26 protein-coding genes and 1 riboswitch are annotated in these 24,151 nt (G+C 71.9%); of the genes, 9 read left to right on the top strand and 17 right to left on the bottom strand.

Features of this window, described 5'->3' with window-relative positions:
* Positions 1 to 76 precede the first annotated feature (76 nt).
* Positions 77 to 277, bottom strand: a complete 201-nt coding sequence (locus tag ACLQ2U_RS27955) for a DUF5999 family protein (RefSeq protein ID WP_265009624.1) — start codon at positions 275 to 277, stop codon at positions 77 to 79.
* Positions 278 to 484: 207 nt separating this feature from the next.
* On the opposite strand from ACLQ2U_RS27955, the gene ACLQ2U_RS27950 reads away from it, so the two are divergent.
* The 3 genes from ACLQ2U_RS27950 (at position 485) to def (ending at position 3,670) form a co-directional block, all read left to right on the top strand.
* Positions 485 to 1,630, top strand: a complete 1,146-nt coding sequence (locus tag ACLQ2U_RS27950) for a chorismate-binding protein (RefSeq protein WP_425753892.1) — start codon at positions 485 to 487, stop codon at positions 1,628 to 1,630.
* Positions 1,631 to 1,748: 118 nt separating this feature from the next.
* Entirely contained in the window at positions 1,749 to 2,516 is a 768-nt protein-coding gene (locus ACLQ2U_RS27945; RefSeq protein ID WP_425753891.1) for a TetR/AcrR family transcriptional regulator, read from the top strand.
* 644 nt (positions 2,517 to 3,160) lie between these two features.
* Positions 3,161 to 3,670: a peptide deformylase gene (gene def, locus ACLQ2U_RS27940; protein WP_425753890.1), complete on the top strand. Its 510-nt coding sequence runs from the start codon at positions 3,161 to 3,163 to the stop codon at positions 3,668 to 3,670.
* Positions 3,671 to 3,679: 9 nt separating this feature from the next.
* Here the strand turns inward: def and ACLQ2U_RS27935 are convergent, their stop codons facing one another.
* On the bottom strand, positions 3,680 to 4,468 hold the full coding sequence (locus ACLQ2U_RS27935; protein WP_425753889.1) for a GNAT family N-acetyltransferase: 789 nt from the start codon (positions 4,466 to 4,468) through the stop codon (positions 3,680 to 3,682).
* 4 nt (positions 4,469 to 4,472) lie between these two features.
* On the bottom strand, positions 4,473 to 4,829 hold the full coding sequence (locus ACLQ2U_RS27930) for a winged helix-turn-helix transcriptional regulator (protein ID WP_425753888.1): 357 nt from the start codon (positions 4,827 to 4,829) through the stop codon (positions 4,473 to 4,475).
* Between the two features lie 96 nt (positions 4,830 to 4,925).
* Here ACLQ2U_RS27930 and ACLQ2U_RS27925 point away from each other — a divergent pair, with 96 nt between their 5' ends.
* The gene (locus ACLQ2U_RS27925) at positions 4,926 to 5,540 is read left to right on the top strand and encodes a malonic semialdehyde reductase (protein WP_425753887.1); all 615 of its coding nucleotides are present in this window, start codon (positions 4,926 to 4,928) and stop codon (positions 5,538 to 5,540) included.
* A gap of 59 nt (positions 5,541 to 5,599) precedes the next feature.
* On the opposite strand, the gene ACLQ2U_RS27920 is transcribed toward ACLQ2U_RS27925, so the two are convergent.
* Entirely contained in the window at positions 5,600 to 6,373 is a 774-nt protein-coding gene (locus ACLQ2U_RS27920; protein WP_425753886.1) for a sulfite exporter TauE/SafE family protein, read from the bottom strand.
* A 187-nt stretch (positions 6,374 to 6,560) separates the two neighbouring features.
* Between ACLQ2U_RS27920 and ACLQ2U_RS27915 the strand changes: the two genes are divergently transcribed.
* Positions 6,561 to 7,340, top strand: coding sequence for an endonuclease/exonuclease/phosphatase family protein (locus ACLQ2U_RS27915; RefSeq protein WP_425753885.1), 780 nt, complete (start codon positions 6,561 to 6,563; stop codon positions 7,338 to 7,340).
* A 48-nt stretch (positions 7,341 to 7,388) separates the two neighbouring features.
* Here ACLQ2U_RS27915 and ACLQ2U_RS27910 read toward each other — a convergent pair whose 3' ends face one another.
* Both ACLQ2U_RS27910 and ACLQ2U_RS27905 read right to left on the bottom strand, forming a co-directional pair.
* Entirely contained in the window at positions 7,389 to 8,279 is an 891-nt protein-coding gene (locus ACLQ2U_RS27910) for a bifunctional 5,10-methylenetetrahydrofolate dehydrogenase/5,10-methenyltetrahydrofolate cyclohydrolase (RefSeq protein ID WP_425753884.1), read from the bottom strand.
* Between the two features lie 13 nt (positions 8,280 to 8,292).
* A riboswitch (ZMP/ZTP riboswitch) is annotated at positions 8,293 to 8,369 on the bottom strand.
* A gap of 3 nt (positions 8,370 to 8,372) precedes the next feature.
* The gene (locus ACLQ2U_RS27905; protein WP_425753883.1) at positions 8,373 to 9,407 is read right to left on the bottom strand and encodes a hypothetical protein; all 1,035 of its coding nucleotides are present in this window, start codon (positions 9,405 to 9,407) and stop codon (positions 8,373 to 8,375) included.
* A gap of 251 nt (positions 9,408 to 9,658) precedes the next feature.
* Between ACLQ2U_RS27905 and ACLQ2U_RS27900 the strand changes: the two genes are divergently transcribed.
* A complete protein-coding gene (locus tag ACLQ2U_RS27900; RefSeq protein ID WP_425753882.1) occupies positions 9,659 to 10,906 on the top strand; it encodes a low temperature requirement protein A in 1,248 nt (415 codons plus the stop codon).
* Positions 10,907 to 10,922: 16 nt separating this feature from the next.
* Here the strand turns inward: ACLQ2U_RS27900 and ACLQ2U_RS27895 are convergent, their stop codons facing one another.
* On the bottom strand, positions 10,923 to 11,984 hold the full coding sequence (locus ACLQ2U_RS27895; RefSeq protein WP_425753881.1) for an FAD-dependent monooxygenase: 1,062 nt from the start codon (positions 11,982 to 11,984) through the stop codon (positions 10,923 to 10,925).
* A gap of 54 nt (positions 11,985 to 12,038) precedes the next feature.
* On the opposite strand from ACLQ2U_RS27895, the gene ACLQ2U_RS27890 reads away from it, so the two are divergent.
* Entirely contained in the window at positions 12,039 to 12,602 is a 564-nt protein-coding gene (locus ACLQ2U_RS27890) for a TetR/AcrR family transcriptional regulator (protein WP_425753880.1), read from the top strand.
* On the opposite strand, the gene ACLQ2U_RS27885 is transcribed toward ACLQ2U_RS27890, so the two are convergent.
* The 6 genes from ACLQ2U_RS27885 to ACLQ2U_RS27860 form a co-directional block, all read right to left on the bottom strand.
* Complete coding sequence (locus ACLQ2U_RS27885; protein ID WP_425753879.1) at positions 12,593 to 13,594, bottom strand: tyrosine-type recombinase/integrase; 1,002 nt, start codon at positions 13,592 to 13,594, stop codon at positions 12,593 to 12,595. The two genes, ACLQ2U_RS27890 and ACLQ2U_RS27885, sit on opposite strands and share 10 nt — an antisense overlap.
* Before the next feature lie 512 nt (positions 13,595 to 14,106).
* A complete protein-coding gene (locus ACLQ2U_RS27880; protein ID WP_425753916.1) occupies positions 14,107 to 14,547 on the bottom strand; it encodes a VOC family protein in 441 nt (146 codons plus the stop codon).
* A 296-nt stretch (positions 14,548 to 14,843) separates the two neighbouring features.
* Positions 14,844 to 15,623 carry a glucose 1-dehydrogenase gene (locus tag ACLQ2U_RS27875; protein WP_425753878.1) on the bottom strand — a complete coding sequence of 260 codons (780 nt, stop codon included), beginning with the start codon at positions 15,621 to 15,623 and terminating at the stop codon, positions 14,844 to 14,846.
* Entirely contained in the window at positions 15,620 to 17,470 is a 1,851-nt protein-coding gene (locus ACLQ2U_RS27870; protein WP_425753877.1) for a glycoside hydrolase family 15 protein, read from the bottom strand. Before ACLQ2U_RS27870 ends, ACLQ2U_RS27875 begins: the two co-directional genes overlap by 4 nt.
* A 242-nt stretch (positions 17,471 to 17,712) precedes the next feature.
* Positions 17,713 to 17,895 carry a hypothetical protein gene (locus ACLQ2U_RS27865; RefSeq protein WP_425753876.1) on the bottom strand — a complete coding sequence of 61 codons (183 nt, stop codon included), beginning with the start codon at positions 17,893 to 17,895 and terminating at the stop codon, positions 17,713 to 17,715.
* Positions 17,892 to 18,890 (bottom strand): helix-turn-helix transcriptional regulator, encoded by a 999-nt coding sequence (locus ACLQ2U_RS27860; protein ID WP_425753875.1) that lies wholly within the window; start codon positions 18,888 to 18,890, stop codon positions 17,892 to 17,894. Before ACLQ2U_RS27860 ends, ACLQ2U_RS27865 begins: the two co-directional genes overlap by 4 nt.
* Positions 18,891 to 18,952: 62 nt before the next feature.
* Here ACLQ2U_RS27860 and ACLQ2U_RS27855 point away from each other — a divergent pair, with 62 nt between their 5' ends.
* Positions 18,953 to 19,540 (top strand): DinB family protein, encoded by a 588-nt coding sequence (locus ACLQ2U_RS27855; protein ID WP_425753874.1) that lies wholly within the window; start codon positions 18,953 to 18,955, stop codon positions 19,538 to 19,540.
* The gene (locus tag ACLQ2U_RS27850; RefSeq protein ID WP_425753873.1) at positions 19,537 to 19,998 is read left to right on the top strand and encodes a VOC family protein; all 462 of its coding nucleotides are present in this window, start codon (positions 19,537 to 19,539) and stop codon (positions 19,996 to 19,998) included. Before ACLQ2U_RS27855 ends, ACLQ2U_RS27850 begins: the two co-directional genes overlap by 4 nt.
* Before the next feature lie 262 nt (positions 19,999 to 20,260).
* On the opposite strand, the gene ACLQ2U_RS27845 is transcribed toward ACLQ2U_RS27850, so the two are convergent.
* The 4 genes from ACLQ2U_RS27845 to ACLQ2U_RS27830 all read right to left on the bottom strand — a co-directional run bounded on the left by ACLQ2U_RS27845 (position 20,261) and on the right by ACLQ2U_RS27830 (position 24,123).
* On the bottom strand, positions 20,261 to 22,648 hold the full coding sequence (locus ACLQ2U_RS27845; RefSeq protein ID WP_425753872.1) for an ATP-binding cassette domain-containing protein: 2,388 nt from the start codon (positions 22,646 to 22,648) through the stop codon (positions 20,261 to 20,263).
* 65 nt (positions 22,649 to 22,713) lie between these two features.
* Positions 22,714 to 23,325, bottom strand: coding sequence for a glyoxalase (locus tag ACLQ2U_RS27840; protein WP_425753871.1), 612 nt, complete (start codon positions 23,323 to 23,325; stop codon positions 22,714 to 22,716).
* A 1-nt stretch (position 23,326) separates the two neighbouring features.
* Positions 23,327 to 23,737: a VOC family protein gene (locus ACLQ2U_RS27835; RefSeq protein ID WP_425753870.1), complete on the bottom strand. Its 411-nt coding sequence runs from the start codon at positions 23,735 to 23,737 to the stop codon at positions 23,327 to 23,329.
* 5 nt (positions 23,738 to 23,742) lie between these two features.
* On the bottom strand, positions 23,743 to 24,123 hold the full coding sequence (locus ACLQ2U_RS27830) for a helix-turn-helix transcriptional regulator (protein ID WP_425753915.1): 381 nt from the start codon (positions 24,121 to 24,123) through the stop codon (positions 23,743 to 23,745).
* Positions 24,124 to 24,151: the final 28 nt, after the last annotated feature.

Below are 24,151 nucleotides of genomic sequence, written 5' to 3'. Positions count from 1 at the left end.
ACCTGGGGAGGGCGGTCCCTGACCGGGGGACTAGCCTGATGCCGTGTGACCAGCTCTTGTGACGGAGCGTGATCGGTCAGGCGACGAGAGCGTGACGGGCGGGGCCGCGGTGCGGGGCGATGGTGCTGCCGTCGGGGAGCAGCTCACCGGTGTCCTCGAAAACGATGACACCGTTGCAGAGCAGGCTCCAGCCCTGTTCACGAAAGCAGGCGATGACCCGGGCGGCTTCCCGGTCCGTCGCATCAGCGGAGGGGCAGGTGGGTTGGTGCTGACACATCGGGTTCTCCGGACTGTGGGGGCACTGTGTCATGGTTCACATGACCAGTGACGCACAGTACCAAGCCGAAGCGCGCCGGATCGAGCAGGCATCCGCCTTGTTTACCCGAAATCCGCTGAACGGACGAGTGAGAATGGTCCAGACGCCGTGGAAACGCTCCCAGAATCGTTGATCGACGTACCGGCAGTGCCGGCGTCGTGCCGCAACATGCTCGTCGAGCGCGACCGGTACGAGTGGCGAGTCACCGACGGTGGCGATCCGGCCGCGCTCGCCGAGGACTTCCTCGCCGGTCACGGCCTCGGCGTCACCGACCTCGCCCGCCCCGCCGCACACGATCCGGCCGGGCCCTGCGGGGCCGCCCTGTACGTCTCCGCCGCCGCCGGCGCGACGATGGTCGGCGCCCGTACCGGCGGGCCCAGCCCGGTCCCGGCGCTGCCCGACGTGGCCGTGGTCGTCTTCGACCACGACCCGGCCGGCGCGCCGGCCCGGCCCGCGCCGGCGACAGCCGCCCGCCGGTGGCCGGCGCCACCCGGCCCGGGCGGATGGTGGCTGGCCGACTGGCGGGAGAGCTGGACACCCCAACAGCACGCCGACGCCGTCGAGGCCGTCCGGGCCGCCATCGGCCGCGGCGACGTGTACCAGGTCAACGTGGTCGGGCACGCCGCCGCCCGCTACACCGGCGACCCCCGGCCGGCGCTGGCCCGGCTCGGCGCGCTGCCCGGCGCCCGCTACGGCGGCACCCTGCACGGCGACGGCTGGGCGATCGGCTGTGCCTCCCCGGAGACCCTGGTCGAGGTGACCGCCGGCCGGGTGATCACCCGCCCGATCAAGGGCACCCGCCCGGCCACCGCCACCGGCCGCCGCGAGCTGCTCGCCTCCGCCAAGGAACGCGCCGAACACGTGATGATCGTGGACCTGGAACGCAACGACCTGGCCCGGGTGGCGCGCACCGGGTCGGTCCGGGTCGACGAGCTGTTCGCGCTACGCCGCTGGTGCGACCTGTGGCAGGCCGAGTCGACCGTGTCCGCGGCGGTCGCCGACGGGCTGGGCCTGGCCGGCCTGCTGCGCGCGGTCTGCCCCGGCGGGTCGGTCACCGGCGCGCCGAAGCTCGCCGCGCTGGACCGGATCGCCGCCCTCGAACCGGTCGGACGGGGCGCCAGCATGGGCGCGCTCGGCTGGGTCGGCCCCGGACGGCTCGACCTCGGGCTGACCATCCGGACCGCCGCCGCGGACACCGACCGGCTGCACGTCTGGGCCGGCGGGGGCATCACCTGGGACAGCGACCCGGCCGCCGAGGTCGCCGAGGCGGCGGCGAAGGCCGCCCCGGTGCGCGCCCTGCTCGCCGCCGGCTGACCGGCCACCCGGCTGTCCATCCGCAATCCGCCGAGGCGAGAATTCCCGGGCGCGACGGGGGGAGCGGCGGGGTGCCATGCCGTACGCCCTACGGTATCGGCGACGGTAGGGTGTGGGCATGACGGTCGAGTACAGCGGCACCGGTGATCCCGCGCGCAGCCTCGCCCTGCTCTGGCGTACCAGCGAGAAGGCCAGCCGCAAGGGCGGCGACCTGAGCGTGGACCGGATCGTGCGGGCCGCGATCGAGGTCGCCGACACCGAGGGACTGGCTGCGCTGTCCATGCGCCGGGTCGCCGAGCGCCTCGGGGTGGGCACCATGTCGCTCTACACCCACGTGCCGGGCAAGGGTGAGCTGCTCGACGTCATGCTCGACACCGTCTACGGCGAGACCGCCCGCCCGGAGCGCGTACCCGGCGGCTGGCGGGGGCGACTGGAGCAGATCGCCCGGGAGAACTGGGCGCTCTACCTGCGGCACCCGTGGCTGCTGCAGGTGGCCACCACCCGCCCGCCGCTAGGCCCGAACGTCACCGCCAAGTACGAGTACGAGCTGCGCGCCGTGGAGGGCACCGGCCTGACCGACCTGGAGATGGACGCCGTGGTCACCCTCGTCGACGGGTACGTCCACGGCGCGGTACGCGGCGCGGTGGAGGCCGCCCAGGCCGCGCAGCGCACCGGGATGACCGACGAGCAGTGGTGGCGGGCGCACGCGCCCTACCTGGAGAAGGCGATGGACCCGCGGCGGTTTCCCACCGCCGCCCGGGTGGGCACCGCCGCCGGCCAGGAGTACCAGGCGGCCTCGGACCCGGCGCGGGCCTTCGAGTTCGGCCTGGCCCGCATCCTCGACGGCATCGAGGCCCTCGTCCGGAACCGCCCGACCACCCGCTGACCGGGAACAGCATCAGCTCCGAGGCCCGCCGCAGATGCCGCTGGGCGTAGGCAAGGCCGAGAGAGAAACCCCAGTACGCGCCGAGGACCACCCACCGGTCGATGCCGGCCCACAGCTCTGCCGGTAGACGCGGTAAGGGCCTGGTCGTGATTGTCATCGAGGATCCACACTCCGACGACGGGGCGGGAAGATGGCCCCTCCGTCGGGTGCCTCAACGCCTGGGGATGATCTTTAGAGGCCGTGTCGAAGGCGACGCGACGTCGATAGGCATCCGGGACGTTACCAACATAAGGTGTGATAACGGATAGTATCGTCGGAAAGAGGTCGAAAGCCGCGGGCTCCACTGCGGTTCGTCGCTGACAACCCGAGGCCTGTGTCCCGGAGGAGAAGTGGCACCACCAGGACACGATCTGCGGTGACGCCCGGGCGAGCCGGATTCGCCGCGAGGGTGGCGCCCCGCCCGGGTCGGCTCCGCCGCCCGGTCAGGAGTACCGGGCCGCCTCCGACCCGGCCCGGGCCTTCGAGTTCGGCCTGGCCCGCATCCTGGACGAACTCGAGGTGCCCTCATCCGGGGGCCGGCCGATCGGCGGCTGACCGCCCGGGTGCCACATCCCGGACCGTAACGGACAGATAGCCTTCCGGACATGACTATGCGCCCGATCCGGATCATCGGCGACCCTGTGCTGCGCACCCCTTGCGAGCCGGTGACCAGCTTCGACGCCGACCTGCGCGCCCTGGTCGACGACCTGATGGACACCCTGCTCGGCGCACCCGGCCGCGCCGGGGTCGCCGCCCCGCAGATCGGCGTGAGTGCCCAGGTGTTCGTCTACGACGCCGACGGACACCGCGGCCACATGATCAACCCGATGCTGGAGCTGTCCGAGGAACTCCAGGACGATGACGAGGGTTGCCTGTCCATTCCCGGGCTGTACTTCCCGACGCCGCGGGCGATGCACGCCACCGCGCACGGGTTCGACCAGCATGGCGAGCCGCTCACCATCGCCGGCAGCGGCTTCCTGGCCCGCGCCCTGCAACACGAGACCGACCACCTCGCCGGCCGCCTCTACGTCGACACCCTGCGCGGCGAGACCCGGCGCCGGGCGTTGCGGGAGATCCGCGCAGGCCGGTTCGACTCACCCAGCCGCCAGCGCTGACCGGCAAGCTTAGAGCGGTCCGGCCACCGCCTGCGCGGTCAGCGCACACTCCGTGTAGTGGGCGACGGGAGTGAAGCCGAGCCGGTCGTACAACCGCAGCGCCGGCACGTTGTCCGCCTTGACGTTCAGCGTCACGTGGTCGACGGTGTCCCGCAGCCGGGTGCACAACGCCGCCACCGCCGCGCCGGCCAGCCCCCGGCCGCGTACCCGGGGGTGGGTGGTCACGTTGCCCAGCGCGGCGACCCGCCAGGCGGGCGACCAGACGTGCACCCCGGCGACGGCAACCAGGTCCCCGGCCTCGCGGATGCCGACGTACTGGCCGGTGTCCAACATCCGCGGGTCGAACCAGTTGCCCGGGTAGGCCGCGGCGTAGAGGGCGTGCAGCTGCGGCAGGTCGGTCCGGCCCAGCGGCTCACCTGCCGGGGTCACCCGCGCCAACCGGGCCGGGTCCGTCAGCGCCATCTTCCGATGCACAGCTGCGGCGTCGACGCGGAACCACGGGGCCAGCGCCGCGTCCAGGCCGGGGGAGAGGTGGGCCCATAGCCGGGCCGGTAGCAGCGGCGCCAGCTCGGTCAGCAGCGCCGCCAGCTGCGCGGTCCGCTCCGGTGGCGCGAACGCCAGCAGCGTCGGCGGGTCGACCCCGTGGTAGAGCAGCGCCACTTGGTCGTCGCGGCGGAACCACGAGGTGTACGGCCAGAAGAAGTCGTCGAGGTCGCCGAGCTGGTAGGCGTGCAGCACCGGGTCGCGGCGCAGCAGCGCGGCCAGGGCGTCCCGGTCGTGTTCGGCGCGGACCGGCATCGGGTCAGCAGCCGCCGGTCGGCTCGGCGGGCAGGTGGTCGTGCGCCCAGCGGGCGAGTGCCTCCAGGGCGGGCACCAGCGCGGCGCCGCGCTCGGTGAGTTGGTAGCTGACCCCCAGCGGCGGGCCCTCCCGGACGGCGCGGCTGACCAGGCCGACCCGGGCCAGTTCGCCGAGCCGGTCGGAGAGCACCGACTCGCTGATGCCGGGCAGGGCGCGGGTCAGCTCGGCGAAGCCGGCCGGCCCGTTGGCCAGGGTGCCCAGCAGGACGCCGTTCCACCGCTTGCCGAGGAACGCGAAGGCCCGGGCGACACCCCCGTCGCACGCGCGGGGGCCGCCGCCGAGCTGGGGATCGACCGTCATACCGCCAAGGATACGACCACCGACAAGTCACTTCTAAAAAACTAGCTGCTACCGTTATCGGAGCACATTCCTGGTACCCGCGACAGAGGAACCCCGATGACTGACGTCCTGCCCGAGCACCTGATCAGCCTGAGCCCCGAGGCCCAGGCGCAGCTGTTCACCGAGGCGCGCACCGCCAACACCTTCACCGACGAGCCGGTCGGCGACGACCAGCTGCGGGCCATCTTCGACCTGGTCAAGTACCCGCCGACGGCGATGAACATCCAGCCGCTGCGGGTGCTGTTCGTCCGCCCCGGCGCCGGCCGCGAGCGGCTGCTCGACCACGTCGCCGAGGGCAACCAGGCCAAGACCGCCACCGCCCCGGTGGTGGCCGTGCTGGCCGCCGACACCGACTTCCACGAGCACATGGACACCGTGTTCCCGATCCGCCCCGGCATGCGCGAGCACCTCGCCGGCGACCCGGCCGGCCGCGAGCACCTGGCCCGGTTCAACGCCACCCTGCAGGTCGGTTACTTCCTGCTCGGCGTGCGCGCCGCCGGCCTCGCCGCCGGGCCGATGGGCGGCTTCGACGCCGCCGGCGTCGACAAGGAGTTCTTCGCCGACACCGGCTGGAAGTCCCTGCTGCTGGTCAACATCGGTCGCCCCGGCCCGGACGCCTGGTTCCCCCGGCTGCCCCGCCTGAACTACCACGACGTGGTCCGGCACGCCTGAGCCGCCCGGCTGGCCGGCGGAGCGCTCCCGCGCTCAGCCGGCCAGCCGACCCGGCCCGCTCAGCCGGCCAGCCACTGGTCGTAGCCCAGCTTCGCGACCAACGCCAGCACCACCACCAGCAGTACGACCCGCACGAACCCGGCGCCACGGCGCAACGCCATCCGCGCCCCCAGCGCCGCCCCCGCCACGTTGCACACCGCCATCGCCGCGCCCAGCAGCCACCACACGTGCCCGGTCGCCGCGAACACCACCAGCGCCCCCAGGTTCGTGCCGGCATTGACCACCTTCGCCATGGCCGACCCGTGCAGGAAGTCCGCGCCCACCAGCGCGGTGAACGCCAGCACCAGGAAGGTGCCCGTACCGGGGCCGATCAACCCGTCGTACAGGGCGATGCCCACCCCGGCCAGCGCCACCGCCGCGACCACCCGCGCCCGGGTACGCCGGTCCGGCTGCGCCACCACCCCCAGCCGCGGCCGGAACACCACGAACAGCGCCACCGACACCAGCACCACCAGCACCACCGGCCGGTACGCCCCCGCCGGCACCGCCCCCGCCAGGGCAGCACCGAGACCGGCGCAGAGCACCGCCAGCCCCGCCGACGGCCCCGCCACCGCCCAGTCGATCTTCGTACGGCGCGCGTACGTCACCGCCGCCGTGGAGGTGCCCGCGATCGCGGCCAGCTTGTTGGTGCCCAACGCCGTCGCCACCGGCACCCCGGGCGCGGCCACCAGCAGCGCCGGCAGCAGCAGCAACCCGCCCCCGCCGACCACCGCGTCGACCCAGCCGGCCATGGCGGCCGCGGTGAGCAGGGTGGTCAGCGACAGGGGATCCACGGTCGGCCATTCTTCCCACCCGTCCCGACCTGCCGCCCCACCGTGTGGCCGACCTCACCGGCCCGTCAGCGGCCCCGGCGGCGGCGCAGCCACAACCCCACCGAGGCGACGGCGACGAACAGCAGCACCGAACAGAGCAATGCCTTGACCATCGGGCAAGGATGGCACGGGGACGTAGGGTGCAGGAGTGCGCCTGGCGACCTTCAACCTGCTGCACGGCCGCTCGCTCCACGACGGCCTGGTCGACCCCGACCGGCTCACCACCGCGGTCCGCGCCCTCGACGCCGACGTCCTGGCCCTGCAGGAGGTCGACCGGGACCAGTCGCGCAGCGGCAACCTCGACCTGACCGCCATCGCCGCCCGCGCCCTGGACGCCCCCGAGCACCGCTTCGCCGCCGCCGTGGTCGGCACCCCCGGTGAACAGTTCCGCCCGCTGCGCCACGACGACGACGGCCACGGCGAACCCTGCTACGGCGTCGGCCTGATCAGCCGGCACCCGGTGCGGTCCTGGCAGGTCACCCGACTGCGCCCCGCCCCGGTCCGGTCCCCGATCTACGTGCCCGGCCCCGGCGGCGGCCTGGTCCTGCTGCGCGACGAACCCCGGGTCGTCCTCGCCGCCGTCCTGGACACCCCGCACGGCCCGCTGACCGTCGCCGCCACCCACCTGTCCTTCGTCCCCGGCTGGAACGCCCACCAGCTGCGCCGCGTCGTGCGGGCGCTGCGCGCCCTGCCCGCCCCGCGCATCCTGCTCGGCGACCTGAACCTGCCCGCCGGCCCGGCCCGGCTGCTGTCCGGATGGCGGCCGCTGGGCCGGCGCCCCACCTACCCGGCCGCCGCGCCCCGGGTGCAACTCGACCACATCCTCGCCGACCGGCACGGGCTGGACCGGCTCCCGCCGGTCACCGCCGTGAACACCCCCTGCTCCACCATCTCCGACCACCGGCCCCTCGTCGTCGACCTCGGCTGACCCCCGAGCAGGGCGACCCGGGCACCGGGCCGCCCCGCCGGTCGCGGCTCAGCCCTGCCCGGCCGCCCGCTGCGCCGCCCGCACCGCATTGCGAAACAGCATCGCCACCGTCGTCGGACCCACCCCACCGACCCGCGGCGTGATCGCCCCCGCCACCTCGGCGCACGACTCGTCCACGTCCGGCAGCAGCCGCCGCCCCTCGTACCGCACCCCACCGCCGACGACCACCGCGCCCGGCCGGACATGCTCCGGCCGCACGATGCCCGGCACCCCCGCCGCCGCCACCAGGATCTCCGCCCGCCGGGTGTACCGCGGCCAGTCCGCCACCCCGGTGTGCACCACCGTCACCGCCGCGTTCGCCGTCGGCCGCTTCTGCGCCAGCAGCATCGCCAGCGGCCGCCCCAACGTGGCACCCCGACCCAGGATCACCACCTCACGCCCGGACACCGGCACCCCGTGGTACGCCAGCAACGCCTCGATTCCCGCCGGCGTGCACGGCAGCGGCCCCGGCAGCCCCAACGCCAGCCGGCCCATGTTGACCGGGTGCATCCCGTCCACGTCCTTGTCCGGGTCGAGGACCTGCAACGCCCGGTCGTAGTCCAGATGCCCGGGAATCGGATGCTGCACCAGCACCCCGTGCACACCGGAGTCGGCGTTGAAATCCTCCAGCACCCGGTGCAGGTCGGCCTGCGTCGCCGACGCCGGCAGATGCACGTGCGGGGACGCGAAGCCCAGCTCCGCCGCCTGCCGCTGCTTGATCCGGATGTACCCGGCGCTCGCGTCGTCGTCACCCACCAGCACCGTCGCCAGCGCCGGCGTCACCCCCGCCGCGCGCAACGCCGACACCCCCTCGGCCACCTCGGCCAGGATCGTCTCCGCCACCGGCTTACCGGGCAGCAGCCGGGCCGTGGTCGTCGTCGGGGAAGTGGAAGCAGACATGGCTCACCTCGTCCGCGGCGGCCCAGGCGGTCGACCCCCGCGACGAGCTCCCCGATGGTTGACCCATCCCCGTGCCGCCAGTCGCGTCCACCCTCAGCGTGCCACATCTCGACGGCGGACCGCATCCGCCACCTCCCGCGCCGTCGACCAACCGCGCGGCAACCACGCCAGCACCGCGTCCGCGCGCCGCCGCCGGTCCGCCGCCGACGACACCCCCAGGTCCGCCAGCGCCGCGAGGAACCACGGCCGCCGCGCCGCCTCCCGCTCCGGGGCGTCCGCGGCCAGGATCGCGTGACACCGCGCGTACGTGGCCACGACCCAGAACATCGCCTCCCGGTGCGCGCCCGCCGCGACCAGCTCCGCGGCCCCGTCGACCACCACCGGTCGCGCCGCCGCCCTGACGTCCGCGCTGAAGAAGAACCGGGTCCGCGCCACCCGCGCCGCCTCGTCGAACGTGACCGCCAACCCGGCCAGGTGCTCCCGCACCCGCTCCGGACCCGTCCCACCGCCGTCGAGCAGGTCCAGCAGCTCCGGGTACCGGCCGGCCAGCCTGTGCTCCGTCAGCACCTGTCCGGCCAGGACGTACCGCCGTCGCACCGTCGGATCCCGCAGCCCGGCCACCACCGGCAGCACCGCCGTCAGCGACGTGGGGAACAACCACGCCGTCACCTGCTCGTGCAGCGGCGCCGCGGCGTCCAGCACCCGCAGCCCGTCCTCGATCCGCCGGCGCACCCCGCCGCAGCGCCGCCGCACCCACTCCGGGTCGGCGAACCCCGCCGACACCCGCTCCCGGATCGCCGCCAGCCGGCCCGTCGGATCCGTGATGAGGGTGTCGGTCCGGAACGACGGCGCGAACACCCACGACCCCAGCACGTCCTCCGGCGAACCCAGGTCGTCCCAGGTCAGCGCGGTGACCTCCAGCAGCACCCCATCGTGGCGGAACTTGCCCAACTTTCCCGGCTCATCGCGCACCAGCAGCACGTCCACGTCCGACGACGCCGGCAGGACCGCGTCGTCGGACAGGGAAACGGTCGAGCCGCTGAAGAACGCGCCCCGCACGCCGGGGTCGCGGCGGGCGTGCTGGCGTACCCAGTCGACCGCCACCGCCCGCGCCGCGTCCACCCGCATCCGGCCGATCCTGCCACCGGGGAACGACCGCTTAGCACCTGCGCGGTGGCGTCGCCGGCGATCCGCCCGGCCAGCGCGAGCACGGCCACCCTTCACCCAGGACGATCCGCCCTGGCGGTAGCCAGCGGCGCCGCGGTTCTTGCCCGGCATCCTGCTTGTGGACGTTCCCGTCGGTCCAATGCTGCAAAACTGACAAAGTGGATACCAGAGACCGATCTCGGCTGATCAGCTGGGGAGCCCCAGGTTCCCGGGTGACCCGGCTGGAACTGTTCTACGACCTGGTGTTCGCATTCGCGTTCCTCAACGTCGGCACACTGACGTCGGAGCATCTGAGCGCGCGCGGGCTGCTGGAGGCCATGCTCGTACTGGCGCTGCTCTGGTGGTGCTGGAGTGGATTCGCCGCGCTGGGCAACATCCTGCGCGCAGACCAGGGCATCATGCCGCTGCTGGGTTTCGCCGTCATGGCTTCGGTCTTCGTGCTCGTCCTGGCCACGGAGACCGCCTTCCAAACTGATGCCGGAGGACTGGACGGCCCGTTCGTCTTCGCCTGCGCGTATCTGGTGACGTGGGCGATCCTCGTCGGCGCCCTGTGGACCACAGTCGGGCCGAGTTGGCCGGCACGACGGCGGTCACTGGCCCTGAACGCGCTCACGGCCGGCGGAACCGCGATCATCATCGTCGGCGCGGTGGTCCCGCCACGCCTGTTCTCCGCCGGTACCGCCCACACCGTGCGGCTGGCCTGCTGGGTCGTGGCGCTACTCCTGCAGTACGCCGCCGGCGCGCTGGTCGGCCGCACCGGCTGGCGGCTGCGGTCCGTCGGGCACTGGGCTGAGCGACACGCCCTGATCGTGCTCGTCGCTCTCGGCGAATCGGTCATCGCTCTGGGCGTGGGGGCGACGAACCGCAGCGGCGGCCCGATAACCGCCTCCCTCATCACCGCCGCGATACTCGGCATCGCCGCCATCGCGGCCCTGTGGTGGCTGTACTTCGACGTGCTCGCGGTCCATGTGGAGCAGGTCCTGCACGGCGTGCGGGGACCCGCCCGCATCCCGCTCGCCCGCGACGTCTACACCTATCTGCATCTACCGCTGGTCGTCGGCATCATCCTGTTCGCCCTCGGCCTGGAGCGCCTGCTGACGGCCGTCATCGCCCGGCCCACCACAGCGACGCAGCTCGCGATCGGTGGCCTGGACCTGTTCATCCTCTACGGCGGGACCATCGTGTACGTACTGACCCTGGTGGCCATCGAGGCGCGCGCCGCGCGCCGGCTCGACCCCGCCCTGATCGCAGCCGCGGGGGTGCTCGCCGTCCTGATTCCCGTGGCAGACCGGGTGCCGGCGCTGACCGCGCTGGCCCTCCTCACGACCGCCGTCCTCACTCTCGTGGGGCTGCAGCTGGTGGTCAAACGCCGTAGCCGGCGTCAGGTCCGCAAGCTGCTCAGCGATGAGCAGGCGGCTCTGGAAACCGCCGTCAGCCAGTGGCGACGCCGCCACCTCTGACAGTGGCCACCCGCCGTCAGCCCGGGGGACCGAACGACAGCGCCGCCCGTACCGCCAGGTCCCGCACCCCGGTGAACCGCCGCACCCGCGACAGCCGGCTCGCCCGCGCCGCCATCGCCGCCATCCGCTGCGTCGGCCGCCGCCGCTCCCGGTCGTAACGCGCCAGTGCGGCACGCACGTCCGGCTCCCCGGCCAGCGCGTCGACCAGCGCCACCGCGTCGACCAGCGCCTGGCACGCCCCCTGGCCCAGGTCCGGCGTCATCGCGTGCGCGGCATCGCCGAGCAGCACGACCCGACCGCCCACGTACGACGGCAACGCGGTCAGGAAGTGCACGTCGTGGTGCAGCACCCCGCCCGGATCGACCCGGTCCAGCACCGCGGGGACCGGATCGTGCCAGTCACCGAACAACCGCCGCAGCACCGCCAGGTCACCCTCCGGCGGCCGGTACCCCTCCGGCGCGGCGAGCGCGGCGTACCAGTTGGTGACGCCCAGGGCCTGCGGGGTCAGGCCGAACTTGCGGCCCCGACCCCAGGTCTCACCGCCCGCCGGCACGTCCAGCGCCACAGTGCCCCGCCACGCCGTCACCCCCGCGTACCGCAGCGGGTACCGGTCGCCGAACATGGCCGTGCGCACCACGCTGCGGATGCCGTCCGCGCCGACCACCACGTCATGGTCGTCGGTCAGGGGGAGGGGATCGGTCACCGGGGAGCCGAAGCGGACCGTGCCCGCCGGCAGCGCCTCGGCGAGCAACCCCAGCAGCGCCGGACGAGACAGCAGGTGCACCCCCTCGCCGTGCCGGCGGCGGATGCGCGCCACGTCGAGCCTGGCGATCAGCGAACCGTCGGGCCGGCGCATCGCCCCGTCGGGTTGGAGGCGGCTCCGCGACCGGGCGGCCGCCCCCAGCCCGAGCCGGTCCAGCGCCCGCATGGCCGACGGCCAGATGCCCAGTCCGGTGCCGACGGCCGGTGGGCCGGCCGCCCCCTCGTACACGGTCACCGTCCATCCGGCGCGGTGCAGCCCGCCCGCCACGGCGAGCCCGCCGACGCCGCCCCCGATGACGGCCGCTGAACCTCTCATGACCCGACCGTACTGCAGACGTAGTTCCAGAAACTACTGCTGTAGTGTCAGATCATGGCCGACCGCCGACAGCAGATCCTCGACGCCGCCATCACCGTCCTCGGCACCCGCGGCACCCGCCACCTCACCCACCGCGCCGTCGACGCCGACGCCGGCCTGCCCGCCGGCTCCACCTCCAACCTCTTCCGCACCCGCGAAGCCCTCCTCGCCGGCGTCCTCACCCGCATCCTCGAACGGGAGACCGCCGGCTGGAACAGGCTCACCCGCAGCCTCGACCGCATCGACCCCGCCACCTTCACCACCGTCGTCGGCGCCCTCGTCCAGGACCTCGCCGACGCCGGCCGCGCCCTCACCCTCGCCCGACTCGCCATCTTCGGCGAAGCCGCCCACCAACCCGCCCTGCAACAACAGATCGCCGCCAGCCAGGAACAGCTCACCGCCTGGGCCGCGCCCCTCATGGCCGCCCTCGGCGCCCGCCACCCCGTCCCCGCCCTGCACCTGCTGCTCGCCCTCATCGACGGCCTGCTCAACAACCAGCTCGCCAACCCCGACCCCGACTTCGACCCGACCACCGCGATCGCCACCGTCCTCCCGGCGATCCTCACCGGTCAGCCCTGAGGATCCGGCACCAACCCGGCCAACGCGCGGTTCGTCCGGTTCGACCGCACCGCCGCCCGCTGCTGACCCGCCGTCACCTCGATGTACGCCTGCGACGACGCCAACGACGCGTGCCCCAGCAGCCGCATGATCTCCGCCGCGCTCGCCCCGTCCTCGGCCAGCCGGGTCGCGAACGTGTGCCGCAGCGCGTGCAGGCGCGCACCCCGCGGCACCCGGTCGACAATGCCGGCCCGCCGGTAACAGGAATCCACCAGATACTGCAGCCCACCCCGACGCAGCGGCTCACCCCGCCGGTCCACCAGCAACGCCGAGTCCGGCCGCACGCTGCGCGACCCGAACCGGCCGGTCCGACTGTCCAGGTAGGCCACCAGCACCCGGTCCAGCTCCGGCTCGATCGGCACCACCCGGGGTCGACCTCCCTTGCCGGCCACGTCCACCCGCCGCTCGCCAGGGCGACCGGTCAGCGACGACACCCGCAACGCCAGCAGCTCCGACAGGCGCAGCCCGGCGCAGAGCGCCAACGCCAGCACCGCCACGTCCCGCTCCGGCCACGGGTCACGCTGCCGCTCGTCCTCCCGCGCCACCGAGGCCAGCAGCTCCTCCGGGGTGTCCTCACCGCGCAGCGGCTTGGGCTGGGGGAGCGGGGCGCGGGGACGGCCCACCGCCGGCATCGGATTGCCCGCCACCACCCCCTCGGCCACCAGAAACGTGAAGAAGCTGTTCCAGCTGGACCAGGCCCGGTGCACCGACGACGCCGCGCGGGGAGCGGCGAACCGGGCGAACGCCGCCCGCATGACCCGGGAGGAGAGGGCGGAGATCATCAGCTCGTCGAGGGGGAGGGGAGGGGTGCCGTGCGCGCCGATCAGGGTGGCGACGGTGCGCAGGTCCCGCCGGTACGCCTCCAGGGTGTGGGGGGAGGGCTTGCGGGTGGCCCGCGCGGTCAGGAACTCCTCGATGAGACGTACAACCGACTCGTCCCGTTTGTCATGCATAAGGGATATTATGCATGATTCTCACGTTCGAGCCAGTGGGAGAGAGGGGAGTGTTCTTCCGTCAACGGCCCTCCCGGCCCGCAGGTGTGAGCCGACCTGCCACGATGGACGGCCGGGGGCACGGACAGGCTGGGCCGGCTCGACGACGAGGGGGAAAGACCCGATGACGGAGCCGGATGGCATTGGTCCGCGAGCCGGCGACAGCGGAACGCCCGCCCCGTGGGTCGCTCCTGACGAGTAGAGGCGACCGGGCCCCTGGACAGTGCCCACACCGCCCGCGGTGGCGGGCGCGGGCTCCGGCCCCAGATCCGGCCCCGACCGGACAACCGCCCCGTCGCGTCGGAGGACCCCGCAGGCGCTGCCTGACCCAGGCAGTGCAGCCGCCGCCGGGGAGGGCCACGCCCGTCTTACTTGACATAATGTACATTATCGAATCAACGTCGCGCGCGGCCGGCGCACCCCGACGCCCGGCCCGTGTCGTTTCTCCTCCTCGAGAAGAGCCGGTCCGGCACTCACCACAGCCGGCCAGGAAAGCGGGTGGTGACCTCCTGGAGGTACCAGCCATTGCCGTCCGGGTCGTTGAACGAGGCGAACGAGAAATAACTCGCTCGGTCCGGAGCCAGCCCAGGGACCCGTCCTTGAGCGTTCGCATGGGGCATTCCACCGTCGGCGTCGTGGAACACCTCGCTCACCTCGACGCCGCGGCCAACCAGCTCGGCCCGGGCCGCCTCGATGTCGTTCACCACCAGGCACAGGCCCTGCAGGGAGCCGGGCGCGGCCGAGGTGAGGCTGCGGCCCAACATGATCGAGCACTCCGACCTGGGCGGTGTCACCTGCGCCACCCGGGCATCCCCCTCGCCGATGTCGATATCCTCCCGCCAACCCAGCGCCTTGTAGAAGTTCTTAGCCCGTTCCACGTCGGTGACCGGCAGCACGATGAACTCGAGCTTCATGTCCACGACTTCGGCTCCTCTCTCTGCGATGGCAGCAACGTGCGAATTCCTTTCGGTTCCTGCGCCCTTGGCTGTCCCCCTGCACTCATCCTCGACCAACCGTCGCCCAAAGAACGCGAAAGACTACAAACCGCGCAAGTCTCTTGAATGGTGACAGCGCCGATGGAGCCTTCGGCTCGGAGAACAACCTGGCCGCGATCAGGGACGCTCTACGGCGGCTGGTGACCCCTCCCCCTCGCACGTGGTGGCGAAGCGAGTCCTCACGTCGGGCGCACACGCCGCCCGACATCGAGTCATCAAGCGCCCTGTCCCTGGTTCTGCATCAAGCCGCCGTCCATGAAATACGTCGAGCCCGTCACGTAGTCGGCGTCGTCGCTGGCCAGGAAGACGGCGAGTTTGGCGATCTCCTCCGGTTCGGCGGCCCGCTTCCAGGGGATGCTCTGCACCTGCTCCTCGAGGTACTTCGGATCGTCGATGGCCCGCTGGTTGAACGGGGTGAGCACCATCCCGGGCCCGATGTTGTTGACGTTCATGCGCATCGGGGCCACCTCCAGGGCGAGGCTCTTGGCGAACTCCAGCATGGCGCCCTTGCTGGTGTCGTAGTCCGCGCCGCCGGCCCGGGCGACCTCCTGGTGGATGGAGGTGATGTTGATGATCTTTCCGCGCCCGCCCTGGTCGCGACGATGCCGCACGAACCGCCGGGAGCAGAAGAACGTGCCGTAGACGTTGATCCGGATGGCCCGGTCCCAGGTCTCGGTGTCCAGGTCGGCGACCGGGATGCCGGAGGCGTCCACCCCGGCGTCGTTCATCAGGATGTCCAGCGTGCCGAACTCGGCCAGCGCCTCGTCGAACATCGCCTCGACCTGGTGTTCGACGCTGATGTCGCCCTGCACCACCACGGCCCGCCCGCCGGCCTCCTGCACCTTGGCCTTCGTGTGGTTCGCGCCGGCGTGGTCGTGCAGGTAATGCACCACCACGTCGGCGCCCTCCCGGCCGAACTCGATCGCGGTGGCCTGCCCGATCCCCGAGTCCGAACCGGTGATCAGGGCGGTCTTCCCCTCGAGGCGTCCAGTCATGAGCGTGCTCCTTCCGTCCGTTCCGTACCGGCCGGCACGGGATGTCGCGGCTGGCCCGCGGCGTCGCGCCGTCGGGCGGCCTCGGTGAGCCTGCCGGCGGCATTGATCAGCCCGATGTGCGAGAAGGCCTGCGGGAAGTTGCCGAGCTGCTCCCCGGTGCGCGGGTCGATCTGCTCGGCGAAGAGCCCCAGGTCGTTGACCCGGGCGGCGAGCCGCCCGAACATGTGGTGGGCCCGGTCCACCTCACCGGCCAGCGCCAGGCAGCTGACCAGCCAGAACGAGCAGATGACGAAGCCGGCCGGGTCGCCGTCCCAGCGGCGCAGCAGCCCTTCGTGGGACAGTTCGCGTTCGATCACGCGCACTGTGGAGCGCATCCGCGGGTCGTCGGCCGGCAGGAAACCGACCAGCGGCATGAGCAGCACCGAGGCGTCCAGGTTGTCGGAACCGAAGGCCCCGGTGTACGCGCCGAGCCGCTCGTGCCAGCCCTGGGTCAGTACGGCCTCGCGGATCTCGTCCCGGGCGGCGGCCCAGCGGGCCACGTCGGTCTGGTCGCCGAGCCGCGGGCCGAAGCGGACGGCCCGGTCCAGCGCCGTCCAGCATTGCACCTTGGACGAGACGTAGTGCCGTTCGGCGTCGCGGGCCTCCCACATGCCGGCGTCCGGTCGCTGCCAGTTGCGCGCCGCCTGGTCGGCGAGGTCCCGCAGCAGTTGGCGCACGTCGGGCATCATCGGGTCGAGGTAGTGGCGCATCAGCCAGGCCGCGTCGAGGATCTCGCCGAGCACGTCGGACTGCCGCTGCCTCCAGGCGTCGTTGCCGACGAAGACCGGCCGGCTGTCGGCGTACCCGGAGAGGTGGTCGAGGGGGTGCTCGGTGAGGTCCCGCTCCCCCTGCACCCCGTACATGATGGGCACCGGTTCGTCACCGATGCGCCCCATCGCCCGGGCCACCCAGGTGAACTGCCGATTGGCCTCGTCCGGGCAGGCCGCCCGCCAGAGGGCCTGGAGGGTGAGGCTGAAGTCGCGCACCCAGACGTAGCGGTAGTCGTAGTTGCGGTCCCCACCCGGTTCCTCGGGCAGCGAGGTGGTGGCCGCCGCGACGATCGCGCTGCTGGGTCGGTAGGTCATTCCCTGCAGGATGAGGGCGCTGTGCCGCACCTCGTCGCGGAACAGGCCGCGGTACTGGTCCGCGTGCAGGTCGGCCCAGGAGCGCCAGCCGGCGACGGCGTCGGCCACCACCCGGTCGGCGTCGGGCAACGCGGGCGGGTCGGCATCGTAGGTCGGCGCGTGGCCGAGGGTGAAGCGGTAGGTTTGGCCGGCCCGGACGGTGAAGGTCGCGGTGGCGTCACCGCGACCGCACTCCAGAGGGACGTCGGCGCGCAGGCTCAGCTGGCAGCCGCCGGCGGTCGCGTGGACCACGCCCTCGTGGCCCGTCAGGTAGGCGGTCACCCGCCCGTACTCGAACCGTGGCCGGTAGTCCAGGCGCACCGGCACTTCGCCGGAGAGCCCCTCGACCACGCGGCCCAGCACCCGCGGTGAGCGCAGGCCGATTTCGTGGCCTCGCGCGCCGGGCTCCAGCGCGAGGGCGTCGGTCACCGCCACGCTGCCCTGGCGGGTGGTGAAGATGGTGCGCAGCACGAGCGTGTCGTCCAGGTAGGACCGTTCGGAGGTGAAGTGGTCCGCCGGCTGGATCGACCAGTGCCCGGCGTCGTCGTCGAGCAACCGCCCGAAGACGGAGGGCCCGTCGAAGCGTAGTGGGCACCACCAGTTCACCGATCCGGCCCGGTCCACCAGGACCGCGGTGCGACCGTCCGCGAGGAAACCGTGGTCACCGATCGGTCCGCTGTCCACGCGGGTGTCTACCCGGCGGGACGGGGTGGCATACCTCAGCCGGCTCCTGGCTCTTGGCCCGCGCCGCCGGTGATGCTGGTCCTGTGGCTGCCTGGCGGTGACCCAGCGTTGTCTGGCTTGCGATGTCTCCTTCGGTGACGGCACCACGCCCCCGGCACGATCAGAAGACAAACAGCGCGATGGCCCACGATAGTGAGAAGCCCCAGGCTTCGGCTCTTCTCGCTCTCGTGGGCCATCTGAGGTCAGACCCGGTCCAGGTGGCCCAGGTTGGATGAGAAGGGACACTCATTCATCCTGAGCCATTCTTGCGGGCAATCCAGGAAGCATCTGCTACTCCGACGCATCTCGGCGAAGCCGATCGGGTCGACGTGCTCGGCATAGAGGCAGCGGAAGCGCTCCTCGGCGCTGGCGTGGTCGCGGCTCATGACTCCTCCATGTCCGGCACCGGTGAGATCGTTGCACCGGCCGACAGCAGTCTCTCCGCCAGCGCGCGACAGCGCCTCCCGAGCTCCGGAGGGTCGAGTACCTCGAAGTCGTGCCCCAGCAGGAGCACGTGCATGAGCACGACGTCGAGGCTGCCGGCGCCACTGAGCACCTCGCAGAGCTCGCTTCCTCGCCGTCGTACGACGGCCGCCGACGCCGGAATCTGCGCGCGCACCGTGTCGGCCGACGCGTGTACGAGAAAGCGCGCCTGGTGCGGGTAGACCCGACTCGCCACACCCTCCTGCACGTACGTCGCCGCGTCGGGCGCCGCGCGCGGGCGGAAGCGCCAGGTCCGTGCAGACACATCGGTCATCCGGTCGACGCGGAAGCTGCGCCAGTCGTCGCGATCGAGGTCGTAGGCGAGGAGGTACCAGCGCCGGTCGGAGGCGACCAGGCGGTAGGGCTCGACCCGCCGCCGTCGCACCGCGCTCCCGGACGGGTAGTCGAAGCCGGCCTCGACCTCGTCGCGGCAGGCTCTGGCCAGCGTCATGAGCACCTCGGGGTCGACCGGCGTGCGGCCTCCGCCGAAGGACTCCACCGAGCCGGAGAGCGCGCGCACCTCGTGCCGCAGCCGGGTGGGCAGCACCCGGTCGAGCTTGGTCAGCGCCCGGAGTGCGGCGTCGCCGGCGCTGGCGACCCCGCCACCCGCGCCGGCGAGCAGCGAGACCGCGGTGGCGATCGCCTCCTCGTCGTCGAGAAGCAGCGGCGGCAGGTCCTGCCCCGGGCCGAGCTGGTAGCCGCCGCCGACACCCTGGCTGGCATGCACCGGATAGCCAAGCGTGCGCAGCCGCTCGACATCACGCCGTACCGTGCGCGGCGTGACCCCGAGCCGGTCGGCGAGTTCGGGGCCGGTCCAGACCTGGCGCTGCTGCAGCAGCCCGAGCAGGGTGAGCACCCGCTCCGTCGTACCCCGCTGGTCACCGCTTGCCACGTTCATGTCGCCCACCCTGTCAGAGATAGCGGACCAGTTCTGTCCGCTAGGGGTGTCAGGGTGGCTCCATGGATGCAGACGAACTCGACTGGAACCGGACGCTGCGCGAGCAGTGTGAGTTCCACTGGAACCATCAGCTCCGAGCCCGGCTCGACGGCCTCACCGACGACGAGTACTTCTGGTCGCCGGTGCCGGACGCCTGGAGCGTGCGGCCGCGCGGCAGCTCGACGGCGCCCGTGCAGGTCGGTGCCGGGGACTTCACGGTGGACTACGCCTTCCCCGAGCCGGTCCCCGCGGCTTTCACCACGATCGCCTGGCGACTCGGTCACGTCATCGTCGGCGTGCTCGCCGCGCGCAACGCGGCGCACTTCGGCGCGCCGGCGGCGTCGTACGAGACCTGGGAGTATGCCGGCAGCGCGGCCACCGCGCTCGACCAGCTCGAGGCCCAGCTCGACGTCTGGCTGGCCGGGGTGCGCGGCCTCGGCGAGGCCGGGCTCCGGGTCCCGGTCGGCGCGGAGGAGCCCTTCCCCGAGGCGCCCATGGCCGATCTGGTGCTGCACATCCACCGCGAGCTGATCCACCACCTGTCCGAGGTCTGCCTGCTGCGCGACCTCTACCTGCACATGAAACCCGCTACGAGCGGAGCAACCCGATGAGCCGCCACATCCAGGTCACCTTCGACGCCCACGACCCGCGGGCGCTGTCGTCCTTCTGGCGTGACGTACTGGGCTACGTCCACCCCGGCCCGCCCGGAGTCGACCTGCCCGAGGACGCCGACCCGCTGGCCGCGTGGGACGACTTCCTCGCGCGGGTCGGCGTACCGGAGGAGCAGCGCAACACGAGATCGGCCATCGAGGACCCGGACGGGCACGGCCCACGGCTGTTCTTCCAGCAGGTGCCGGAGGACAAGGTCGCCAAGAACCGCGTCCACCTCGACGTCCGTGCGGCTCCCGGACTGCAGGGAGAGGAGCGGATGGCGGCGCTGGAGGTCGAGTGCGACTGGCTCGTCGCGCTGGGAGCGACGCGGGTGCGTCGCTACGAGCCCGCTCCCCCGATGAGCGCCGGCTTTATCGTGATGACCGACCCCGAGGGCAACGAGTTCTGCCTGGACTGACAGCTCAGCAGGATCTCGCCTATTTGCGGACTAGGGCAAGGTCCTCGACCGCCACCACTCTTTCATCTGCCTGACGGGAGTGACGCACAGTAACCGCCCCGGGCGCGCCCCCATTGGCGAAAGAAGGCAGCGTCTCAAAGGTCGCATGGCAAGAACCTGGACCTGGCTCAAGATAGTGAGAACAGCTGGGGCTGGGTCTCACTATCTTGAGCCATCGCAGGTCAGGGGTGGTTTCAGGTGGCGATGTCCGCGAGAGCCTCGGTCAGGTGCCGACGTAGGCCGCGAGGTGCTCGCCGGTGAGGGTGGAGCGGGCGGCGACGAGGTCGGCGGGTGTGCCCTCGAAGACGATCCGGCCGCCGTCGTGGCCGGCGCCGGGGCCGAGGTCGATGATCCAGTCGGCGTGCGCCATGACCGCCTGGTGGTGCTCGATGACGATGACCGACTTGCCGGAGTCGACGAGCCGGTCCAGCAGCCCCAGCAGCTGCTCGACGTCGGCGAGGTGCAGGCCGGTGGTCGGCTCGTCGAGGACGTAGACGTCGCCCTTCTCGGCCATCTGGGTGGCCAGCTTGAGCCGCTGTCGCTCGCCGCCGGACAGCGTGGTGAGCGGCTGGCCGAGGGTGAGGTAGCCGAGCCCGACGTCGGCGAGCCGGTCGAGGATCTTGTGGGCGGCCGGCGTGCGTGCCTCGCCGTCCTCGAAGAACTCCTCGGCCTCGGTCACCGGCATCGCGAGGACCTCGGCGATGTTCCGGCCGCCCAGCGTGTACTCCAGCACCGACGCCTGGAACCGCTTCCCCTCGCACTCCTCGCAGGTGGACTCGACGGTGGCCATGACGCCCAGGTCGGTGTAGATGACGCCGGCGCCGTTGCAGGCGGGGCACGCGCCCTCGGAGTTGGAGCTGAAGAGCGCCGGCTTCACGCCGTTGGCCTTCGCGAACGCCTTGCGGATCGGTTCGAGCAGGCCGGTGTACGTCGCCGGGTTGCTCCGTCGCGAGCCGCGGATCGCGCCCTGGTCGATCACGACCACGCCGTCACGGCCGGCGACCGAGCCGTGGATCAGCGAGCTCTTGCCGGAGCCGGCGACGCCGGTCAGCACGCAGAGCACCCCGAGCGGGAGGTCGACGTGCACGTCCTGGAGGTTGTGCGTCGACGCGCCGCGGATCTCCAGGGTGCCGGAGGACGAGCGCACCGACTCCTTGAGGGTCGCCCGGTCGTCGAGATGGCGGCCGGTGGTGGTGTCGCTCCCCCGCAGCCCTTCAACGGTGCCCTCGAAGCAGACGGTGCCGCCCGCCGTGCCGGCGCCGGGGCCGAGGTCGACGACGTGGTCGGCGATCGCGATCGTCTCGGGCTTGTGCTCCACGACGAGCACGGTGTTGCCCTTGTCCCGCAGCTGCAGCAGCAGGTCGTTCATCCGCTCGATGTCATGGGGGTGCAGCCCGATCGTGGGCTCGTCGAAGACGTAGGTGACGTCGGTGAGCGACGAGCCGAGGTGGCGGATCATCTTGGTGCGCTGCGCCTCTCCCCCGGACAGGGTCCCGGACGGCCGGTCGAGCGAGAGGTAGCCCAACCCGATCTCCGCGAACGAGTCGAGGAGGTGTTGCAGCCCGGTCAGCAGCGGTGCCACCGACGGCTCGTCGAGGCCCCGGACCCAGTCCGCCAGGTCGCTGATCTGCATCGAGCAGACGTCGGCGATGTTCTTCCCCTCGATCTTCGACGACCGGGCCCCCTTGCTGAGCCGCGTGCCGTCGCACTCGGGACAGGTCGTGAAGGTCACCGCCCGCTGCACGAAGGCGCGGATGTGGGGCTGCATCGCCTCGACGTCCTTGGAGAGCATCGACTTCTGGATCTTGGTGATCACGCCCTCGTAGGTGAGGTTGATGCCCTCGACCTTGATCTTGGTCGGCTCCCGGTAGAGCAGGTCGTGGAGCTCCTTCTTGGTGAACTTCTTGATCGGCTTGTCCATGTCGAAGTAGCCGGAGCCACTGAAGATGCGGCCGTACCAGCCGTCCATGCTGTAGCCGGGGATCGTCAGCGCACCCTCGCTGAGCGACAAGCTGTCGTCGTACAGCGCGGACAGGTCGAAGTCGGTGACCGAGCCCATGCCATCGCAGCGCGGACACATGCCGCCGAGCCGGTTGAAGGTGGCCTTCTCGGTCTTGGTCTTGCCTTCGCCGCGCTCGATGGTGATCGCACCGCTGGCCTTCACCGAGGGGACGTTGAAGGAGTACGCGTTGGGCGAGCCGATGTGCGGCTGCCCGAGCCGGCTGAAGAGGATGCGCAGCATCGCGTTGGCGTCGGTGGCGGTGCCGACGGTGGAGCGGGGGTTGGCGCCCATCCGCTCCTGGTCGACGATGATCGCGGTCGTCAGCCCTTCGAGCACGTCGACCTCCGGCCGCGACAGCGTCGGCATGAAGCCCTGCACGAAGGCGCTGTAGGTCTCGTTGATCATCCGCTGCGACTCCGCGGCGATCGTGCCGAACACCAGCGAGCTCTTCCCCGAGCCCGAGACGCCGGTGAAGACCGTCAACCGGCGCTTCGGCAGCTCGATGCTGACGTCCTTGAGGTTGTTCTCGCGGGCGCCCTGCACGCGGATCAGATCGTGGCTGTCGGCAGCGTGCTGCTCGGGCGCCGGTGCGGCCGCCTTCTTGGTCATGCTTTCGTGTCTCCCTCTCTCGGGCCGCCGTCGCGGCAGCGGCCCTTGTCTACCCGATCGCGCCCTCAGGCGGACGCGCTCTCCCAGATGAACCCGTCGGGATCGGTGAAGTTTTCGGCATCGGTGCCGATGACGATCCGGTGCGATCCGGTGCCGTCCGGGGAGACGCCCGCGTCCTTGGCGAGGGCACGCCGTCCGTAGAGCGCCAGCTTGACCGGCGACGACGGGGTGTCGAACTCCACGTACTTGCCGCCGAAGCTCTTCCCCACCGCGAGGCCGCGGTCGACGTAGAACCGCTTGGTCTCCTTGACGTCCTCGACTCCGAGCAGCAGCACGACGTCGTCGATCTCCCGGGTGGCCGGGCCGGTGTCCTTCTTCGACGACGTCGCGACCTTCCAGATCGCCCCGTCCGGGGTCTGCACGACGCCGCCGTAGCCCCAGAAGCTCTTCTTGGCCGGCTTCAGCACCGTGGCGCCAGCATCCAGAGCGCTGCCGATGAGGCTGTCGACGGTGCTCGGCTGGGACACGACGACCGACAGGGTGAACGCGCGGAAGCCGGTCGTCGGCTCCCCCGAAGCGCGTACGCCGACGTGAGCGCCGACGCCGAACGCGGCGTAGAACTCCTCGGCGGCTGCCGGGTCGGGCACTTCGAGGATGACGGACTTGAGGGCGGCCATCTCAGCGCACCTCGTTGATGCGGAGGAGGTTGCCGGCAGGGTCGCGGACGGCGCAGTCGCGGATGCCGTACGGCTGCTCGATCGGCTCCTGGACGATCTCGGCGCCGCTGGACTCCAGCTTCGCGAAGGTCTCGTCGAGGTCCGGGGTGGCCAGGGTGAGGATGGCGTAGGTCCCCTTGGCCATCATCTCGGCGATGACGCGGCGCTCGTCATCGGTGATGCCGGGGTCGGCGGCCGGTGGATGCAGGACAAGGGACGTGCCGGGCTGGTCCGGGTGGCCGACCGTGAGCCAGCGCATCCCGTTGTAGCCGACGTCGTTGCGGAGTTCGAACCCGAGGGTGTCGCGGTAGAAGACCAGGGCCGCGTCCGCGTCGGTGTGCGGCAGGAAGGCCGAGTAGATGGTGATGTCCATGGCGCTCAGGCTAGTTGCGGCGCCGACACCCGTGCTTCTCGATTCCTGATCGGTCTGGTCACCTGTCTCGACACGCACGACGGCATCTCGCCTGCCGCGCTCGCAGCCTGGTCCCGGTAGGTGCTGGGTGGCACACCGACCAGCTCGGCGAACCGGGTGCTGAAGGTGCCCAGCGACGAGCAGCCGACCGCGAAACAGACTTCGGTGACGCTGAGGTCGCCACGACGCAGCAGCGCCATGGCGCGCTCGATGCGCCGCGTCATCAGATAGGCGTACGGCGACTCGCCGTACGCGAGCTTGAACTGACGGCTGAGATGACCGGCCGACATGTTCACCCCGCGGGCGAGCGCCTCGACGTCCAGCGGCTGCGCGTACTCCCGGTCCATCCGGTCGCGGACGCGGCGCAGCAGCGCG

This window comes from Micromonospora sp. DT47, from assembly GCF_049844475.1.
Taxonomy (GTDB): Bacteria; Actinomycetota; Actinomycetes; order Mycobacteriales; family Micromonosporaceae; genus Micromonospora.
The sequence above is the reverse complement of the archived record's forward strand: the minus strand, read 5'-3'. Positions and strand labels throughout refer to the sequence as shown.

What these genes read in the sequence shown, in the direction of transcription:
- ACLQ2U_RS27955 (WP_265009624.1), bottom strand. Translation starts at nt 277, where the DNA reads ATGTGTCAGCACCAACCCACCTGCCCCTCCGCTGATGCGACGGACCGG.
- ACLQ2U_RS27950 (WP_425753892.1), top strand. Translation starts at nt 485, where the DNA reads ATGCTCGTCGAGCGCGACCGGTACGAGTGGCGAGTCACCGACGGTGGC.
- ACLQ2U_RS27945 (WP_425753891.1), top strand. Translation starts at nt 1,749, where the DNA reads ATGACGGTCGAGTACAGCGGCACCGGTGATCCCGCGCGCAGCCTCGCC.
- def (WP_425753890.1), top strand. Translation starts at nt 3,161, where the DNA reads ATGACTATGCGCCCGATCCGGATCATCGGCGACCCTGTGCTGCGCACC.
- ACLQ2U_RS27935 (WP_425753889.1), bottom strand. Translation starts at nt 4,468, where the DNA reads ATGCCGGTCCGCGCCGAACACGACCGGGACGCCCTGGCCGCGCTGCTG.
- ACLQ2U_RS27930 (WP_425753888.1), bottom strand. Translation starts at nt 4,829, where the DNA reads ATGACGGTCGATCCCCAGCTCGGCGGCGGCCCCCGCGCGTGCGACGGG.
- ACLQ2U_RS27925 (WP_425753887.1), top strand. Translation starts at nt 4,926, where the DNA reads ATGACTGACGTCCTGCCCGAGCACCTGATCAGCCTGAGCCCCGAGGCC.
- ACLQ2U_RS27910 (WP_425753884.1), bottom strand. Translation starts at nt 8,279, where the DNA reads ATGTCTGCTTCCACTTCCCCGACGACGACCACGGCCCGGCTGCTGCCC.
- ACLQ2U_RS27905 (WP_425753883.1), bottom strand. Translation starts at nt 9,407, where the DNA reads ATGCGGGTGGACGCGGCGCGGGCGGTGGCGGTCGACTGGGTACGCCAG.
- ACLQ2U_RS27895 (WP_425753881.1), bottom strand. Translation starts at nt 11,984, where the DNA reads ATGAGAGGTTCAGCGGCCGTCATCGGGGGCGGCGTCGGCGGGCTCGCC.
- ACLQ2U_RS27890 (WP_425753880.1), top strand. Translation starts at nt 12,039, where the DNA reads ATGGCCGACCGCCGACAGCAGATCCTCGACGCCGCCATCACCGTCCTC.
- ACLQ2U_RS27885 (WP_425753879.1), bottom strand. Translation starts at nt 13,594, where the DNA reads ATGCATGACAAACGGGACGAGTCGGTTGTACGTCTCATCGAGGAGTTC.
- ACLQ2U_RS27880 (WP_425753916.1), bottom strand. Translation starts at nt 14,547, where the DNA reads ATGAAGCTCGAGTTCATCGTGCTGCCGGTCACCGACGTGGAACGGGCT.
- ACLQ2U_RS27875 (WP_425753878.1), bottom strand. Translation starts at nt 15,623, where the DNA reads ATGACTGGACGCCTCGAGGGGAAGACCGCCCTGATCACCGGTTCGGAC.
- ACLQ2U_RS27865 (WP_425753876.1), bottom strand. Translation starts at nt 17,895, where the DNA reads ATGAGCCGCGACCACGCCAGCGCCGAGGAGCGCTTCCGCTGCCTCTAT.
- ACLQ2U_RS27860 (WP_425753875.1), bottom strand. Translation starts at nt 18,890, where the DNA reads ATGAACGTGGCAAGCGGTGACCAGCGGGGTACGACGGAGCGGGTGCTC.
- ACLQ2U_RS27855 (WP_425753874.1), top strand. Translation starts at nt 18,953, where the DNA reads ATGGATGCAGACGAACTCGACTGGAACCGGACGCTGCGCGAGCAGTGT.
- ACLQ2U_RS27850 (WP_425753873.1), top strand. Translation starts at nt 19,537, where the DNA reads ATGAGCCGCCACATCCAGGTCACCTTCGACGCCCACGACCCGCGGGCG.
- ACLQ2U_RS27845 (WP_425753872.1), bottom strand. Translation starts at nt 22,648, where the DNA reads ATGACCAAGAAGGCGGCCGCACCGGCGCCCGAGCAGCACGCTGCCGAC.
- ACLQ2U_RS27840 (WP_425753871.1), bottom strand. Translation starts at nt 23,325, where the DNA reads ATGGCCGCCCTCAAGTCCGTCATCCTCGAAGTGCCCGACCCGGCAGCC.
- ACLQ2U_RS27835 (WP_425753870.1), bottom strand. Translation starts at nt 23,737, where the DNA reads ATGGACATCACCATCTACTCGGCCTTCCTGCCGCACACCGACGCGGAC.
- ACLQ2U_RS27830 (WP_425753915.1), bottom strand. Translation starts at nt 24,123, where the DNA reads ATGGACCGGGAGTACGCGCAGCCGCTGGACGTCGAGGCGCTCGCCCGC.